Consider the following 15,681-nt stretch of genomic DNA (forward strand, 5'->3'; position numbering starts at 1 on the left):
TATTACGTTCGAACTTTTCCTTTGCCACTGTTAGTCACCTCTATGGGATAGCTGGGTTATTTGGTTGTGTTCTTGGAAATGATGTCCTGCGCGATGTTGTTCGGCGCTTCCGAATACTTCATGAACTCCATCGTGTAGGTCGCGCGGCCCTGGGTTGCTGAGCGCAGGTCGGTCGCGTAGCCGAACATTTCGGCCAACGGCACTTCCGCGTTGATCACCTTGCCAGAAACGCTTTCGTCCATGCCGGAAATGAGACCGCGGCGGCGATTAAGGTCACCGACCACGTCACCCATGTTTTCCTCGGGTGTAATCACTTCCACTTTCATGATCGGCTCAAGCAATACCGCACCGCCCTTTTCAGCCAGCTTCTTGGTCGCCATGCTCGCTGCGATCTTGAACGCCATTTCGTTCGAGTCCACATCGTGGAAGGAGCCGTCGAACAGCGTGGCCTTCAGGCCGAGCAGCGGGTAGCCGGCCAGTACGCCGTTCTGCATCTGCTCTTCAATGCCCTTCTGTACCGCTGGCACGTATTCGCGCGGAACCGTACCGCCAACCACTTCGTTGACAAATTCCAGACCTTCGGCGTTTTCGTCTTCGCCTGGCTCAAAGCGCACCCAGACGTGACCATACTGGCCGCGGCCACCGGACTGACGCACGAACTTGCCTTCGATTTCGCTCTTGTTGCGGATCGCTTCACGATACGCCACCTGAGGCTTGCCGATGTTGGCTTCTACGTTGAACTCGCGGCGCATGCGGTCAACCAGGATATCAAGGTGCAACTCACCCATACCCGAGATGATCGTCTGCCCGGTTTCCGGGTCGGTCTTGACGCGGAAAGAAGGGTCTTCCTGAGCCAGTTTGCCCAGTGCGATACCCATTTTTTCCTGGTCCGGCTTGGATTTGGGCTCAACCGCCACCGAAATCACAGGCTCGGGGAACTCCATGCGCTCAAGCACGATGGGCTTGTCTGCATCGCACAGCGTGTCGCCGGTGGTGGTGTCCTTCAGGCCCACCGCCGCGGCGATATCGCCCGCCAGCACTTCCTTGATCTCTTCGCGGCTGTTGGCGTGCATCTGCACCATCCGGCCGATACGCTCTTTCTTTTCCTTCACGGAGTTGAAAACACCCGTGCCGCTCTCCAGCTTGCCGGAGTAGACGCGGAAGAAGGTCAGCGTACCGACGAAGGGGTCGGTTGCGATCTTGAATGCCAGCGCCGCAAACGGAGCGTCGTCGTCCGCTTCACGGGTCTCTACTGTACCATCCCGGTCCAGCAACGTACCTTCGATGGCCCGCACTTCTGTCGGCGAGGGCAAGTACTCAATCACCGCGTCCAGCATGGCCTGAACACCCTTGTTCTTGAACGCAGAACCGCCGATGACCGGTACGATCTCGTTAGCCAGGGTGCGAGCACGAATGCCGGCCTTGATCTCTTCCACGGTGAGCTCACCGCCTTCAAGGTATTTTTCCATCAGCTCTTCGGTCGCTTCCGCGGCAGACTCGACGAGGAATTCCCGCATCTCTGCCACTTCGTCAGCCATATCCGCAGGAATATCAGCAAGCGTAAACGTCATGCCCTGGTCGTCTTCATTCCAGAGAATGGCCTTGTTCACCACCAGGTCGATAACGCCCTTGAACTCGTCTTCTGCACCAATAGTCATCTGCAGGGGCACGGCGTTCGCACCGAGGCGCGTTTTCAGCTGGCCAACCACGCGCATGAAGTCGGCGCCGGCACGGTCCATCTTGTTGACGAACACCATGCGTGGCACTTCGTACTTGTTAGCCTGACGCCAAACGGTTTCCGTCTGCGGCTGTACGCCGGAGGAACCGCACAACACCACAACCGCGCCGTCGAGTACACGCAGGGACCGCTCCACTTCAATAGTGAAATCCACGTGTCCGGGGGTGTCGATGATGTTGATACGGTGCTCATCGAACTGGGCGTCCATACCGCGCCAGAAACAGGTTGTAGCAGCGGACGTGATGGTAATACCACGCTCCTGCTCCTGCTCCATCCAGTCCATGGTCGCCGCACCATCGTGCACCTCACCAATGCGGTGAGACCGGCCAGTGTAAAAAAGTACGCGCTCGGTGGTCGTGGTTTTACCCGCGTCCACGTGGGCGCAGATACCGATGTTGCGGTATCGCTTGATAGGAGTCTTGCGTGCCACGATAAATTCCCCTGTAACAGGTTGCCTGGCGTTAATTTAGAACCGGTAGTGCGAGAAGGCCTTGTTGGCTTCTGCCATGCGATGCACGTCTTCGCGCTTCTTCACGGCGTTGCCCTTGCCCTGCGAAGCGTCGATGATCTCACCGGCCAGACGCTGGCGCATGGACTTCTCACCGCGGTTGCGCGCGTAATCAACCAGCCAGCGCATGGACAATGCCACGCGGCGGGCGGGACGCACTTCAACCGGCACCTGGTAAGTTGCACCACCGACGCGGCGAGATTTCACTTCGACCATCGGCGCGATATTCTCAAGCGCTTCGTCAAAGGCCTCGATGGGATCTTTCTTCAGGCGCTCCTGAACAATTTCCAGCGCACCGTAGACGATGGTTTCCGCGACGGACTTCTTGCCGCTGATCATTACATGGTTCATGAACTTGGCCAGCGTAACGTTACCGAACTTGGGATCCGGCAGCACTTCACGTTTGGCGACTACGCGTCTTCTTGGCATGTTGTTGCCCTTCTCTCTTCAGGTTGATCCGAACACCGACCTGCAACACAGGCGGGGGAGGCAGGGGTTCGGCCTTACTCACTTCACTGTTGACCCGGGGCACAGCCCCGGGAGCTTATTTCGGCCGCTTGGCGCCGTACTTGGAACGGCCCTGACGACGCGCCGAGACACCGGAGGTATCCAGGCTGCCGCGCACGGTGTGGTAACGCACACCCGGCAAATCCTTTACCCGGCCGCCGCGAATCAGCACCACGCTGTGCTCCTGCAGGTTGTGGCCTTCACCGCCGATGTACGAAGACACTTCGTACCCGTTGGTCAGGCGCACACGGCAGACTTTACGCAGTGCAGAGTTCGGCTTCTTGGGGGTCGTCGTGTAAACACGCGTGCAGACACCGCGGCGCTGGGGGCAGCTTTGCAGGGCCGGCACGTCGCTCTTGGCGACCTTGCGCTTCCTCGGCTTACGAACCAATTGGTTGATCGTTGCCATCTAGTTAGAACTCCAGATATTGTTTGAATTCATGGCCATGCAGCCATCCTCAAGCCGATTCAACGGCTTGCAGCGCCAACGGGGGCCCACTTCGAAGGCCTTTCCATACAGCGCGATACCCCGGGCGCCACACACACGGCGAGGCACCCCGGGAAAGAGGAGGCGGCATTCTATAGACGCCCCCCATGCGAGTCAAGAACAGAGTAGAGGCCGACAGCAACATCGGCCTCTGCAACTCCGGGGCCTCGCGGCCCTGGAGCGCCACCTTTATTCGGTGTCCTGCAGTGCCTCGGTGAGTGCCGCCTCGATTTCCTGGGCAGACACACTCATTTCCACCTCGCTACCACGGGTGCGCTTGCGCTCCTCGTGGTAGGCAAGGCCAGTACCGGCTGGGATCAGACGACCCACAACCACGTTTTCCTTCAGCCCGCGCAGGTAGTCGCGCTTGCCCGTCACCGCCGCTTCGGTCAACACCCGGGTGGTCTCCTGGAAAGACGCCGCCGAGATGAAGCTTTCCGTCGCCAGTGAGGCCTTGGTGATACCCAGCAGCTCGCGATCCGCAGACGCGGGCACCAGCCCCTCGGCCATCAGGCGCTCGTTCTCCTCGATGAAGGCCACAAACTCGACCTGCTCGCCCTTGATCAGGGTGGAGTCGCCGGAAGACGTGATAATCACCTTGCGCAGCATCTGGCGAACAATCACCTCGATGTGCTTGTCGTTGATCTTCACACCCTGCAGACGGTAGACCTCCTGGATCTCGTTGGAGATGTACTTGGCCAGCTGCTCGACACCTTTCAGGCGCAGGATATCGTGCGGGCTCAAGGGGCCTTCGGAGACGATTTCGCCCTTTTCGACGAATTCACCTTCGAATACTGACATCAGGCGCCACTTGGGAATCAGCACCTCATAGTGATCGGAGCCGTCAGGCAGCGTCTGCCCTTCAGTGGGCGTGATCACCAGTCGACGCTTGCCCTTGGTTTCCTTGCCGAAGCTCACAGCACCGGAGATTTCCGCGAGGATAGCGGGCTCTTTCGGCTTGCGCGCTTCGAACAGGTCGGCCACGCGCGGCAGACCACCGGTGATGTCACGGGTCTTGGAGCCTTCCTGGGGAATACGGGCGATAACCGCACCGGCATCCAGGCGAGCGCCGTCCTCCAGGCTCACCAACGCGTTCGGCGGCAGGAAGTAATGCGCCGGCACGTTGGTGTTCGCCAGGCACAGCTCCTCGCCCTTGTCATCGACCAGGGTAATCGCTGGACGCACGTCCTTGCCCGCTGCTGGGCGCTCACCCACATCCAGCACCTCAATGCTGGACAAGCCGGTCAGCTCGTCCGTCTGGCGCTTGATGGTGATGCCCTCTTCCATACCGGAGAAGCGCGCGATACCCGCCACCTCGGTGATGATGGGGTGGGTGTGGGGATCCCAGTTCGCCACCACATCGCCCGACGCAACATCGGCGTGGTCCTGTACCTTGATGATGGCACCGTAGGGCAGCTTGTAGCGCTCGCGCTCGCGGCCCATCTTGTCCAGCACCGACAGCTCACCCGAACGCGAGGCCGCAATCAGGAAGCCGTCATTGCGCTCCACGGTCTTGACGTTGTGCAGGCGCACCTTACCGTCGTTCATGACCTGGATATTGTCCTGCGCGGTTTGCCGCGAGGCCGCACCACCGATGTGGAAGGTACGCATGGTCAGCTGGGTACCCGGCTCACCAATGGATTGCGCGGCAACAACACCCACGGCTTCACCCATGTTGACCCGGTGGCCCCGGGCCAGGTCACGGCCGTAGCAGGCAGAACAGATGCCGTGCCGGGTTTCGCAGGTAATAGGGGAGCGCACCTCCACCTCGTCGATGCCCATTTCCTCGATGCGCTTGATCCACAGTTCGTCGAGCATGGTGCCCGCAGTGATAGCGATCTCGTCTTCCGTGCCGGGGCGAATCACGTCGCGCGCGACGATACGGCCGAGCACGCGATCACCCAGCGACTCGATGATGTCGCCGCCATCGATCACCGGGGTCATCAACAGCCCCTGGTCTGTGCCGCAATCGACTTCCGTCACCACCAGGTCCTGCGCGACGTCAACCAGACGACGGGTGAGGTAACCGGAGTTGGCGGTTTTCAGTGCGGTATCCGCCAGACCTTTCCGCGCCCCGTGGGTTGAGATGAAGTACTGCAGTACGTTCAGGCCTTCACGGAAGTTGGCCACAATCGGCGTTTCAATGATGGAGCCGTCGGGCTTGGCCATCAGGCCGCGCATGCCGGCCAGCTGGCGAATCTGCGCTGGTGAACCCCGGGCGCCGGAGTCGGCGTAGATATACACCGAGTTGAAAGACGCCTGCTGCTCTTCATCTCCTGCGCGATTAACAACGGTCTCCTTGGAAATGCCCTCCATCATCGCCTTGGACACGAGGTCGTTGGCGCGGGACCAGATGTCGATCACCTTGTTGTACTTCTCGCCCTGGGTTACCAGACCGGCGGCGTACTGGTCTTCGATTTCCTTCACTTCCCGGTCAGCGCGGGCAATCAGCTCCGCCTTGGCTTCGGGAATCACGAAATCGTTAACGCCGATGGAGGCACCGGAACGCGTGGAGTATTCGTAGCCGGTGTACATCAGCTGATCGGCAAAGATCACGGTCGCCTTCAGGCCAACTACGCGATAGCACTGGTTGATAATCCGGGAGATGGCCTTCTTGGTCATGTCCTGGTTGACCATGTCGTAGCCGATACCTTCCGGCACGACTTCCCACAGCAGGGCCCGACCCACGGTAGTGTCAAGCACCACAGTGCGCTCTGAGCGCTCACCCTCTTCGTTCTGCACCACTTCGTGAATGCGCACCTTGACCCGCGCCTGGAGGTGTACGTGCCCGGCGCGATAAGCGCGGTTCACCTCGGAGACGTTGGCGAAGATCATGCCTTCACCCTTGGCATTCACGCGCTCACGCGTCATGTAATACAGCCCCAGTACCACGTCCTGCGAGGGCACGATGATCGGCTCGCCGTTGGCGGGAGACAGGATGTTGTTGGTCGACATCATCAGTGCGCGGGCTTCCAGCTGCGCTTCCAGAGTCAGCGGCACGTGTACCGCCATCTGGTCACCGTCGAAGTCGGCGTTGTAAGCGGCGCAGACCAGCGGATGCAGCTGGATCGCCTTGCCCTCAATCAGCACAGGTTCAAAGGCCTGAATGCCCAGACGGTGCAGGGTAGGCGCGCGGTTCAGCAGTACCGGGTGCTCGCGAATCACTTCGGCGAGAATGTCCCAGACTTCCGGCGGCTCGCGCTCGACCATTTTCTTCGCGGCCTTGATCGTCGTGGCCAGGCCACGTGCTTCCAGCTTGCCGAAGATGAACGGCTTGAACAGCTCAAGTGCCATCTTCTTGGGCAGGCCGCACTGGTGCAGCCTGAGCGTGGGACCTACCACGATCACGGAACGACCGGAGTAGTCGACACGCTTGCCGAGCAGGTTCTGGCGGAAACGCCCCTGCTTGCCCTTGATCATGTCGGCCAGGGATTTCAGCGGGCGCTTGTTGGAGCCAGTGATGGCACGGCCACGGCGGCCGTTGTCCAGCAGCGCGTCCACAGATTCCTGCAGCATGCGCTTTTCGTTGCGCACGATAATATCGGGCGCGTTGAGGTCCAGCAGGCGCTTGAGGCGGTTGTTGCGGTTGATCACCCGGCGGTACAGGTCGTTCAGGTCCGAGGTGGCGAAACGGCCGCCATCCAGCGGTACCAGCGGACGCAGATCCGGCGGCAACACGGGCAGCGCGTTCAACACCATCCACTGGGGCTTGTTGCCGGAACCGGCAAAGGCCTCCATCAACTTCAAGCGCTTGGAGAGCTTCTTGATCTTGGTTTCCGAGTTGGTCTGCGGGATTTCCTCGCGCAGGGTCACGATCTCGCGCTCGAGATCGAGCTGCTTCATGAGGTCCTGAACCGCTTCGGCACCCATTTTCGCGGTGAACTCGTCACCGAACTCTTCCATCGCCTCGTAATACTCTTCATCGGTCAGCAACTGACCGGGGTTGAGCGTGGTGAGGCCGGGATCGGTCACCACATACGATTCGAAATAGAGCACGCGCTCGATATCGCGCAGGGTCATGTCCAGCAACAGGCCAATGCGCGACGGCAGTGACTTCAGGAACCAGATGTGTGCCACCGGGCTCGCCAGTTCGATGTGACCCATGCGCTCACGACGCACCTTCGCCAGCGCCACTTCCACGCCGCACTTCTCGCAGATCACACCGCGATGCTTGAGGCGCTTGTACTTGCCGCACAGGCACTCGTAATCCTTTACCGGGCCAAAAATCTTGGCGCAGAACAAGCCGTCGCGCTCTGGCTTGAAGGTCCGGTAATTGATGGTCTCCGGCTTCTTCACTTCACCGAATGACCAGGCGCGGATCATTTCGGGCGACGCCAGGCCGATACGGATGGCGTCGAATTCTTCAGACTGTCCCTGGGACTTGAGCAGATTAAGTAAGTCTTTCAAGGTCTTTCCTCCACGAGGTTTTCCTTCCAGCTACCGCGACACACCGTGCCGCCGTAGCCCCGAGTCCGTATTACCGCTGGTTAGTCACTCTCCAGCTCGATATCAATACCGAGGGAGCGTATTTCCTTGACCAACACGTTGAAGGACTCGGGCATGCCCGGTTCCATACGATGGTCACCATCGACGATGTTCTTGTACATCTTGGTGCGCCCCGCGACGTCGTCCGACTTCACGGTGAGCATTTCCTGCAGGGTGTAAGCGGCACCGTAGGCTTCCAGTGCCCACACCTCCATTTCACCGAAGCGCTGGCCACCGAACTGTGCCTTGCCGCCCAGCGGTTGCTGGGTAACCAGGCTGTAGGAGCCGGTAGAACGGGCGTGCATCTTGTCGTCCACCAGGTGGTTGAGCTTCAGCATGTACATGTAGCCCACGGTCACCGGGCGATCAAATGCCTCGCCAGAACGGCCGTCGTACAGCGTGAACTGGCCGCTTTCGGGCAGATCAGCCAGAGCCAGCAGCTCCTTGATCGACTCTTCGGCAGCGCCGTCAAACACCGGCGTCGCCATCGGCACGCCTTCGCGCAGGTTGCCGGCAAGGGCCAGAATCTCTTTGTCACTCAATGACTTGAGATCTTCCGGACGGCCGGCACCGTTGTTGTAGATGCGCTCCAGGAACTCGCGCACTTCCGCGACCTTGCGCTGCTCCTGCAACATCTGGTCGATTTTCACGCCCAGGCCCTTGGCAGCCATGCCCAGGTGGGTTTCGAGAATCTGGCCCACGTTCATGCGCGACGGCACGCCCAGCGGGTTGAGCACGATGTCCACCGGCTCGCCATTTTCGTCGAAAGGCATGTCCTCAATCGGCATGATGACCGAAATAACACCCTTGTTACCGTGACGACCAGCCATCTTGTCGCCCGGCTGGATGCGACGCTTGATGGCCAGGTAGACCTTGACGATCTTCAATACGCCCGGTGCCAGGTCATCGCCGCTCTGCAGCTTGCGCTTTTTGTCTTCGAAGCGCTCTTCCAGCAGTTTGGTCTGCTCGTCGAGCTGCTTCTTGGCGGCCGCCAGTGCCTCGTTCAGGTCGCTGTCGGCCAGCTTGAGCTTGAACCACTGCTCGCGGTCCAGGTCCGCCAGCACTTTGGCGCTGAGCTCAGTGCCCTTCGCCAGGCCAGCACCGCTGACGGTCTTGGCACCCTTGAGCTGGTTGCCCAGCAGGGAGAAGGTCGCCTCTTCAAAGATGCGATACTCTTCCTTGAGGTCCTTGCGGAACTTGTCGAGCTGGTGCTTCTCGATCTGCAGTGCGCGCGGGTCCTTTTCCAGGCCATCGCGGGTGAATACCTGCACGTCGATCACCGTACCCTTGGTGCTGGACGGTACACGCAGTGACGTATCCTTCACGTCCGAGGCCTTCTCACCAAAGATGGCGCGCAGCAGTTTTTCTTCCGGGGTCAGCTGGGTTTCGCCCTTCGGCGTGACCTTGCCCACCAGAATGTCGCCTGCCTCAACCTCGGCACCGATGTACACAATGCCGGACTCGTCGAGCTTGGACAGCGCGCTCTCGCCCACATTGGGGATGTCCGAGGAGATTTCCTCGGAGCCCAGCTTGGTGTCGCGGGCTATGCAGGTGAGCTCCTGGATGTGGATGGTGGTGAAACGGTCTTCCTTCACCACATTCTCGGACACCAGGATGGAGTCCTCGAAGTTGTAGCCGTTCCAGGGCATGAACGCGATGCGAATGTTCTGGCCCAGTGCCAGGTCACCCATATCGACGGACGGTCCATCGCCGAGGATATCGCCGCGGGCCACTACATCACCCTGCTTCACGATCGGACGCTGGTTGATACAGGTGTTCTGGTTGGAGCGGGTGTACTTGGTCAGGTTGTAGATATCAACCGGTGCCTCGTCACGACCCACGTCCTTGTCGTTGACACGGACCACGATGCGGCTGGCGTCCACGGAGTCGATAACGCCGTCGCGGCGGGCCACGACACAGACACCGGAGTCAGCGGCCACGTAGCGTTCCATGCCGGTACCCACCAACGGCTTCTCACACTTCAGTGTGGGAACGGCCTGGCGCTGCATGTTCGAGCCCATGAGCGCGCGGTTCGCGTCATCGTGCTCAAGGAACGGAATCAACGCCGCAGCAACAGACACGACCTGCTTTGGCGACACGTCCATATAGTCCACCTTTTCGGGCGGCATGACCGTGAATTCGTTCATGTGACGCACGGCGATCAGGTCGTCGACAAAGCGGTTCTTGCTGTCCACCGCCGCCGATGCCTGGGCAATCACGTGCTCGGCTTCGTTGATCGCAGACAGGAATTCCACGTCGTCGGTGACCTGGCCGTTAACCACCTTGCGGTACGGGCTCTCAAGGAAGCCGTAATCGTTGGTGCGGGCGTAGGTCGCCAGCGAGTTGATCAAGCCAATGTTCGGACCTTCCGGCGTTTCAATCGGGCAGACGCGACCGTAGTGCGTTGGGTGCACGTCACGCACCTCGAAGCCGGCGCGCTCACGGGTAAGGCCGCCCGGCCCAAGCGCAGACACGCGGCGCTTGTGCGTGACTTCAGACAGCGGGTTGTTCTGGTCCATGAACTGCGAGAGCTGGCTGGAACCGAAGAACTCTTTCACTGCAGCCGACACCGGCTTGGCGTTGATCAGGTCCTGCGGCATGAGGCCTTCGCTCTCGGCCATCGACAGGCGCTCCTTGACCGCGCGCTCAACACGCACCAGGCCCACACGGAACTGGTTCTCGGCCATTTCGCCCACACTGCGCACACGGCGGTTACCCAGGTGGTCGATGTCGTCGGTCATGCCGCGACCGTTACGGATAGACACCAGTGCCTTCAGTACTTCCACGATATCTTCGCGGTCCAGCACACCACTGCCGGTCACTTCTTCGCGACCGAGGCGACGGTTGAACTTCATGCGACCTACCGCTGACAGGTCATAGCGATCCGGGGAGAAGAACAGGTTCTGGAACAGGTTCTCTGCAGACTCCTTGGTCGGCGGCTCGCCGGGGCGCATCATGCGGTAGATTTCGACCAGCGCTTCCAGTTCGTTGCGCGTGGTGTCCAGGCGCAGGGTGTCGGATACGTAGGGGCCGCAATCCAGCTCGTTGGTGTAGAGCGTATCGATGTTGTTGATGCCCATCTCCGCCAGGCGGGTGAGAATCTCATCGTTCAGCTCGGCGTTGCATTCCACCACCACTTCGCCGGTCTTCTCGTCGACGATATTCTTCGCCAGCGCGCGGCCATGGAGGTATTCACGCGGAATCTCGAGCTCGGCAACTTCGGCCTTCTCCAGCTCGCGAATGTGGCGAGCGGTGATGCGACGGCCCTGCTCGACGACGACCTTGCGGCCCACCTTGATATCGAAGGACGCCACGTCACCACGCAGACGCGCGGGGATCAGCGCCATCTTGTAGTTGCCGTCCTTGTCGACGGTGAAAGTGTTCACCTCGTAGAACATATCGAGGATTTCTTCAGACTGGTAACCCAACGCGCGCAGCAGAATCGTGGCCGGCAGCTTGCGCCGGCGGTCGATACGTACGAACACCATGTCTTTGGGGTCGAACTCGAAGTCCAGCCAGGAGCCACGGTAGGGAATGACACGAGCAGAGTAGAGCAGCTTCCCGGAGGAGTGCGTCTTGCCCTTGTCGTGGTCAAAGAACACGCCCGGGGAGCGGTGCAGCTGGGAAACAATCACACGCTCGGTGCCGTTGACCACGAACGTGCCGTTGTCGGTCATCAGGGGGATCTCCCCCATGTAGACTTCCTGCTCCTTGATGTCCTTGATGGTCTTGCTGGAGGCATCCTTGTCGTAGATGATCAAACGCACCTTGACCCGCAGGGCACAGGAATACGTGATGCCACGCAACTGGCACTCGCTGACATCAAACACGGGCGTGCCGAGTTTGTAGTCAACGTATTCCAATGCAGCGTTGCCGCTGTAGCTGACGATCGGGAATACCGATTTAAAGGCCGCGTGCAAACCGTAGTCGCCGCGCTCCTCGAGTGGTATGCCCTGCTGGGTGAACTTCCGGTAAGAATCGAGTTGGATCGCAAGCAGATATGGAATATCCATCATGTTCGACAGTTTGCCGAAGTCCTTGCGAATACGTTTTTTCTCAGTGTACGAGTATGCCATCAGTACTCCCCAGCGTGTTTAGCTTCCCGCCGCCCTGCCGGCGGCAAGCGAGGCTCTTGACGGGTGAGCTGCACGCGCGCAGCCCACCCTGAAAAACTTGTGCTCATCAAGCGGGAAAAGGCCGGCAGGCAAACACGCCCACCAGCCTTGTCCTGGTCCAGCCTGGGCCAGACGTAAGGCAAGCGCTTACTTGACCTCGACGGCCGCGCCTGCTTCTTCCAGCTTGGCTTTCAGCGCATCCGCATCTGCCTTGGAAACACCTTCCTTGACAGGTGACGGGGCGCCGTCAACCACAGCCTTGGCTTCTTTCAGGCCCAGGCCGGTTACTTCACGTACGACTTTGATCACGTTGACTTTCTTCTCGCCAGCGCTGGTCAAAATTACGTCGAACTCGGTCTGCTCTTCAGCAGCTGCGCCGGCATCGCCAGCGGCAGCAGCCGGTGCGGCAGCAACAGCTGCAGCAGCGGTTACACCGAATTTTTCTTCCATTGCGCTGATGAGCTCAACGATATCCATTACGCTCATTTCAGCGATTGCATTCAGAATGTCATCTTTGGACAGAGCCATGACTCATATCTCCCGGTTAGCTGATAAATAAAATAGCGGCGACTTACGCCGCTTCTTTCTGATCGCGTACTGCTGCCAGTGTGCGAACCAATTTTCCAGGTACTTCGTTCATCGTCTGTACCAGCTTCGTTACCGGCGCCTTCATCACACTCATCAATATCGAGAGTGCCTGATCACGCGTCGGCAGTTTGGCCAGTACATCCAGTTGATCCGCACCCAGCATTTGGCCGCTCACCGCCAATACCTTCACCTCGAAGTGTTTATTCTCCTTGGCGAAATCCTTGAACAACCGTGCCGCTGCACCCGGATCTTCCATCGAAAATCCGAACAGGGAGGGGCCCACGAGCGCGTCGCTGACGCATTCGTAGTCCGTTCCCGCCAGCGCGCGCTTGGCCAGTGTGTTCCGCACAACACGGAGGGTCACTGAATTTTCGCGAGCGCTTTGGCGCAAAGCTGTCATTCCGTCCACGGTGACGCCACGTGCATCGGCGATCACCAGGGACAGGGCATTGGTGGCAGTCTCGTTAACTTCAGCAACGATCGCTTTCTTGTCGTCGAGTCCAATTGCCACTGGTATTACTCCTGGATTTACAGTTCCGGTACCGCCAACGCTATGGCAATACCACCTTGCGTGGTGAACACATCCACCATCTGCGTAGGTTGGGCAACACTTGCGGGCTGCTCGATTAAGCCGTGCTGTCGTGGACAACGCAGGCACCTACGGTCTTTGATGGCCTTCAGTTTTCAGCTAATCAGGCATTCGCCCAAGACTGCTCCAAAGACCTCAAAGTAGGTAACGCGCTCCGGTAGGAGCGCACTACCCGGGCCACCCGTCCGTGGCTGGCCCCTGTGACACCTCCCCTTGTGGGGGAGCTGTCGATCAAGCTTCGATCGAGGACTGATCGACCGTGACACCCGGGCCCATGGTCGTGGACAGGGTGATTTTCTTCATGTACACGCCCTTCGCGGAGGAGGGCTTCGCCTTGCGCAGGTCGGCCAGCAACGCCTCGAGGTTGCCCCTGATCGCAGCAGGCTCGAAGTCAATCTTGCCAATTCCGCCGTGAATGATGCCGTTCTTGTCGGTACGGAAACGCACCTGGCCAGCTTTGGCATTCTTCACCGCAGTGAGCACGTCGGGGGTGACGGTGCCGGTCTTGGGGTTCGGCATCAGGCCGCGCGGACCCAGTACCTGACCCAGCTGGCCTACAACGCGCATGGCATCCGGAGAAGCCACCACCACGTCGAAATCCATCATGCCGCCCTTGATCTGCTCGGCGAGATCTTCCATGCCCACAAACTCGGCACCGGCGGCCTTGGCCTGCTCCGCCGCATCACCCTGAGTGAACACCGCGACGCGCACGTGGCTGCCCGTGCCGTGCGGCAACGTGGTAGCACCGCGAACGGCCTGGTCTGATTTACGTGCATCCACGCCCAGATTCACCGAGACTTCGATCGTCTCGTTGAACTTGGCTGTGGCCAATTCCTTCAGCAGGGCAACGGCGTCGTCGAACGCGTACGCTTTGCCGGGCTGAACCTTTTCCTTGAATGCGCGTACGCGCTTGGACAGCTTGGCCATTAGATCACCCCCTCAACATCGATACCGGCGGAGCGTGCGCTACCGGCAATAGTGCGGACTGCCGCGTCCATATCTGCCGCCGTGAGGTCGGGCCACTTCTGCGTTGCCACGTCTTCCAGTTGGGCGCGGGTCACCTTGCCAACCTTGACCGTGTTGGGCGTGCCAGAGCCGGACTTGATGCCAGCCACCTTGCGCAACAACACCGCAGCGGGCGGGGTTTTCTTGATGAAGGTGAACGAGCGGTCGCCGTAAACGGTAATGACCACTGGAATCGGCAGGCCGGGCTCAAGGTCCTGGGTCTCGGCGTTGAACGCCTTGCAGAATTCCATGATATTCACACCGTGCTGACCCAGCGCGGGGCCAACCGGCGGGCTCGGGTTCGCCTTACCGGCGCCCACCTGCAGCTTGATATAAGCCGATACTTTCTTCGCCATGTTTTCTCTCCCGGGTGCTAGCGCCGTTGCAATCCTGACCACTAGAGATCAGTTTGCGCGGGCTCCCCATTGTGGCGACCGCAGCCGCCGTTAACGTTGGCCGGCGCCACTCACGTGGCACCCGCCGCACTGCAATCAGGCCTTTTCGACCTGACTGAATTCAAGCTCCACCGGGGTGGAACGACCGAAAATGAGCACGGCCACATTCAGGCGACTCTTTTCGTAATTCACTTCTTCCACAACGCCATTGAAGTCGTTGAATGGACCGTCGATGACCCGCACCATCTCGCCGGGCTCGAACATTGTCTTGGGGCGAGGCGCCTCAACGCCCGCCTCAACCCGCTGCAGGATCGCGGCCGCTTCGGCCTCGGTAATCGGCGCGGGCGCATCCGCCTTGCCACCGATGAAGCCCATGACTCGCGGCGTTTCCTTCACCAGGTGCCAGGTACCGTCGTCCAGCTCCATCTGCACCAGCACGTAGCCGGGAAAGAACTTGCGCTCGCTGCGCCGTTTCTGACCTGCACGCATCTCCACCACTTCCTCGGTGGGCACAAGTATTTCACCGAAGCGGTCCTGCATGTTGTGCAGTTCAATACGCTCCTTCAGGGCAGCCGCAACTTTCTTCTCAAAACCTGAGTAGGCGTGGACCACATACCAACGCATTGCCATCGGCTATCCCTTATCCTTTTCCGACTAACCAATCACCAGCGACACAAGCCAGCCGAGAAGGGAATCAAGTCCCCACAGCATTAGCGCCACCAGCAATACAAAGACCACCACAATCAGGGTGGTCTGGACCGTCTCCTGCCGCGTGGGCCAGACGACCTTGCGAATTTCCGTGCGGGAACTCTTCACCAGAGCCCAGAATGCAGCGCCTTTGGCGGTCTGCAACGCGATCATCGCGGCCACGGCAGCAATCGCCACAATGCCCAGCACTCGATACAGCAGCGATTCCGCCGAGAAGTAGCTGTTGCCGATGATACCGACAGCCAGCAGGGCGATGACTACCGCCCACTTCACGGAATCGAAACGCCCGGCGTTCGTTTCCACACTCATTACAACTATCCTTCAGGTCGGGCCGCGCCTGTCGCGCAACCCCCTGCCATAAATGGCAGGCCAGGAGGGAATCGAACCCCCAACCTGCGGTTTTGGAGACCGCTGCTCTGCCAATTGAGCTACTGGCCTATATCCTCTTCTGAGACAACGAAGCCGAACTGCCCGCAAGCGGTTCGGCCCGAGTTGACAGGGAAGCGCCAAAGCGCCCCCTGCATCGATGTTACTCGATGATCTTGGCGACGACGCC

11 protein-coding genes and 1 tRNA gene are annotated in these 15,681 nt (G+C 59.8%); all 12 read right to left on the minus strand.

Going from position 1 to position 15,681, the window contains the following annotated elements; genetic code table 11:
• Positions 1 to 56: 56 nt before the first annotated feature.
• Entirely contained in the window at positions 57 to 2,168 is a 2,112-nt protein-coding gene (gene fusA / locus EGJ68_RS17940; RefSeq protein ID WP_123035849.1) for an elongation factor G, read from the minus strand.
• A gap of 36 nt (positions 2,169 to 2,204) precedes the next feature.
• Positions 2,205 to 2,675 (minus strand): 30S ribosomal protein S7, encoded by a 471-nt coding sequence (gene rpsG / locus EGJ68_RS17945; RefSeq protein ID WP_027951189.1) that lies wholly within the window; start codon positions 2,673 to 2,675, stop codon positions 2,205 to 2,207.
• Between the two features lie 115 nt (positions 2,676 to 2,790).
• On the minus strand, positions 2,791 to 3,162 hold the full coding sequence (gene rpsL / locus EGJ68_RS17950; protein ID WP_027951188.1) for a 30S ribosomal protein S12: 372 nt from the start codon (positions 3,160 to 3,162) through the stop codon (positions 2,791 to 2,793).
• A 267-nt stretch (positions 3,163 to 3,429) separates the two neighbouring features.
• Positions 3,430 to 7,647: a DNA-directed RNA polymerase subunit beta' gene (gene rpoC / locus EGJ68_RS17955; RefSeq protein ID WP_123035850.1), complete on the minus strand. Its 4,218-nt coding sequence runs from the start codon at positions 7,645 to 7,647 to the stop codon at positions 3,430 to 3,432.
• A gap of 80 nt (positions 7,648 to 7,727) precedes the next feature.
• A complete protein-coding gene (rpoB, locus tag EGJ68_RS17960) occupies positions 7,728 to 11,801 on the minus strand; it encodes a DNA-directed RNA polymerase subunit beta (protein WP_123035851.1) in 4,074 nt (1,357 codons plus the stop codon).
• A 186-nt stretch (positions 11,802 to 11,987) separates the two neighbouring features.
• Positions 11,988 to 12,368, minus strand: coding sequence for a 50S ribosomal protein L7/L12 (gene rplL / locus EGJ68_RS17965; protein ID WP_123035852.1), 381 nt, complete (start codon positions 12,366 to 12,368; stop codon positions 11,988 to 11,990).
• A gap of 43 nt (positions 12,369 to 12,411) precedes the next feature.
• Positions 12,412 to 12,939, minus strand: a complete 528-nt coding sequence (gene rplJ, locus EGJ68_RS17970; RefSeq protein ID WP_123035853.1) for a 50S ribosomal protein L10 — start codon at positions 12,937 to 12,939, stop codon at positions 12,412 to 12,414.
• A gap of 309 nt (positions 12,940 to 13,248) precedes the next feature.
• Positions 13,249 to 13,944, minus strand: coding sequence for a 50S ribosomal protein L1 (gene rplA / locus EGJ68_RS17975; RefSeq protein WP_123035854.1), 696 nt, complete (start codon positions 13,942 to 13,944; stop codon positions 13,249 to 13,251).
• Positions 13,944 to 14,378 carry a 50S ribosomal protein L11 gene (gene rplK, locus EGJ68_RS17980; protein ID WP_027951181.1) on the minus strand — a complete coding sequence of 145 codons (435 nt, stop codon included), beginning with the start codon at positions 14,376 to 14,378 and terminating at the stop codon, positions 13,944 to 13,946. Before rplK ends, rplA begins: the two co-directional genes overlap by 1 nt.
• Positions 14,379 to 14,513: 135 nt before the next feature.
• Positions 14,514 to 15,047 (minus strand): transcription termination/antitermination protein NusG, encoded by a 534-nt coding sequence (nusG, locus tag EGJ68_RS17985; protein WP_123035855.1) that lies wholly within the window; start codon positions 15,045 to 15,047, stop codon positions 14,514 to 14,516.
• Between the two features lie 24 nt (positions 15,048 to 15,071).
• Positions 15,072 to 15,434, minus strand: a complete 363-nt coding sequence (secE, locus tag EGJ68_RS17990) for a preprotein translocase subunit SecE (RefSeq protein ID WP_123035856.1) — start codon at positions 15,432 to 15,434, stop codon at positions 15,072 to 15,074.
• A 53-nt stretch (positions 15,435 to 15,487) separates the two neighbouring features.
• A tRNA-Trp gene (locus EGJ68_RS17995) sits at positions 15,488 to 15,563 on the minus strand.
• Positions 15,564 to 15,681: the final 118 nt, after the last annotated feature.

This window comes from Haliea alexandrii (assembly GCF_003719295.1).
Classification (GTDB): Bacteria; Pseudomonadota; Gammaproteobacteria; order Pseudomonadales; family Halieaceae; genus Haliea; species Haliea alexandrii.

What these genes read in the sequence shown, in the direction of transcription:
- rpsG (WP_027951189.1), bottom strand. Translation starts at nt 2,675, where the DNA reads ATGCCAAGAAGACGCGTAGTCGCCAAACGTGAAGTGCTGCCGGATCCC.
- rpsL (WP_027951188.1), bottom strand. Translation starts at nt 3,162, where the DNA reads ATGGCAACGATCAACCAATTGGTTCGTAAGCCGAGGAAGCGCAAGGTC.
- rpoB (WP_123035851.1), bottom strand. Translation starts at nt 11,801, where the DNA reads ATGGCATACTCGTACACTGAGAAAAAACGTATTCGCAAGGACTTCGGC.
- rplL (WP_123035852.1), bottom strand. Translation starts at nt 12,368, where the DNA reads ATGGCTCTGTCCAAAGATGACATTCTGAATGCAATCGCTGAAATGAGC.
- rplA (WP_123035854.1), bottom strand. Translation starts at nt 13,944, where the DNA reads ATGGCCAAGCTGTCCAAGCGCGTACGCGCATTCAAGGAAAAGGTTCAG.
- rplK (WP_027951181.1), bottom strand. Translation starts at nt 14,378, where the DNA reads ATGGCGAAGAAAGTATCGGCTTATATCAAGCTGCAGGTGGGCGCCGGT.
- nusG (WP_123035855.1), bottom strand. Translation starts at nt 15,047, where the DNA reads ATGGCAATGCGTTGGTATGTGGTCCACGCCTACTCAGGTTTTGAGAAG.
- secE (WP_123035856.1), bottom strand. Translation starts at nt 15,434, where the DNA reads ATGAGTGTGGAAACGAACGCCGGGCGTTTCGATTCCGTGAAGTGGGCG.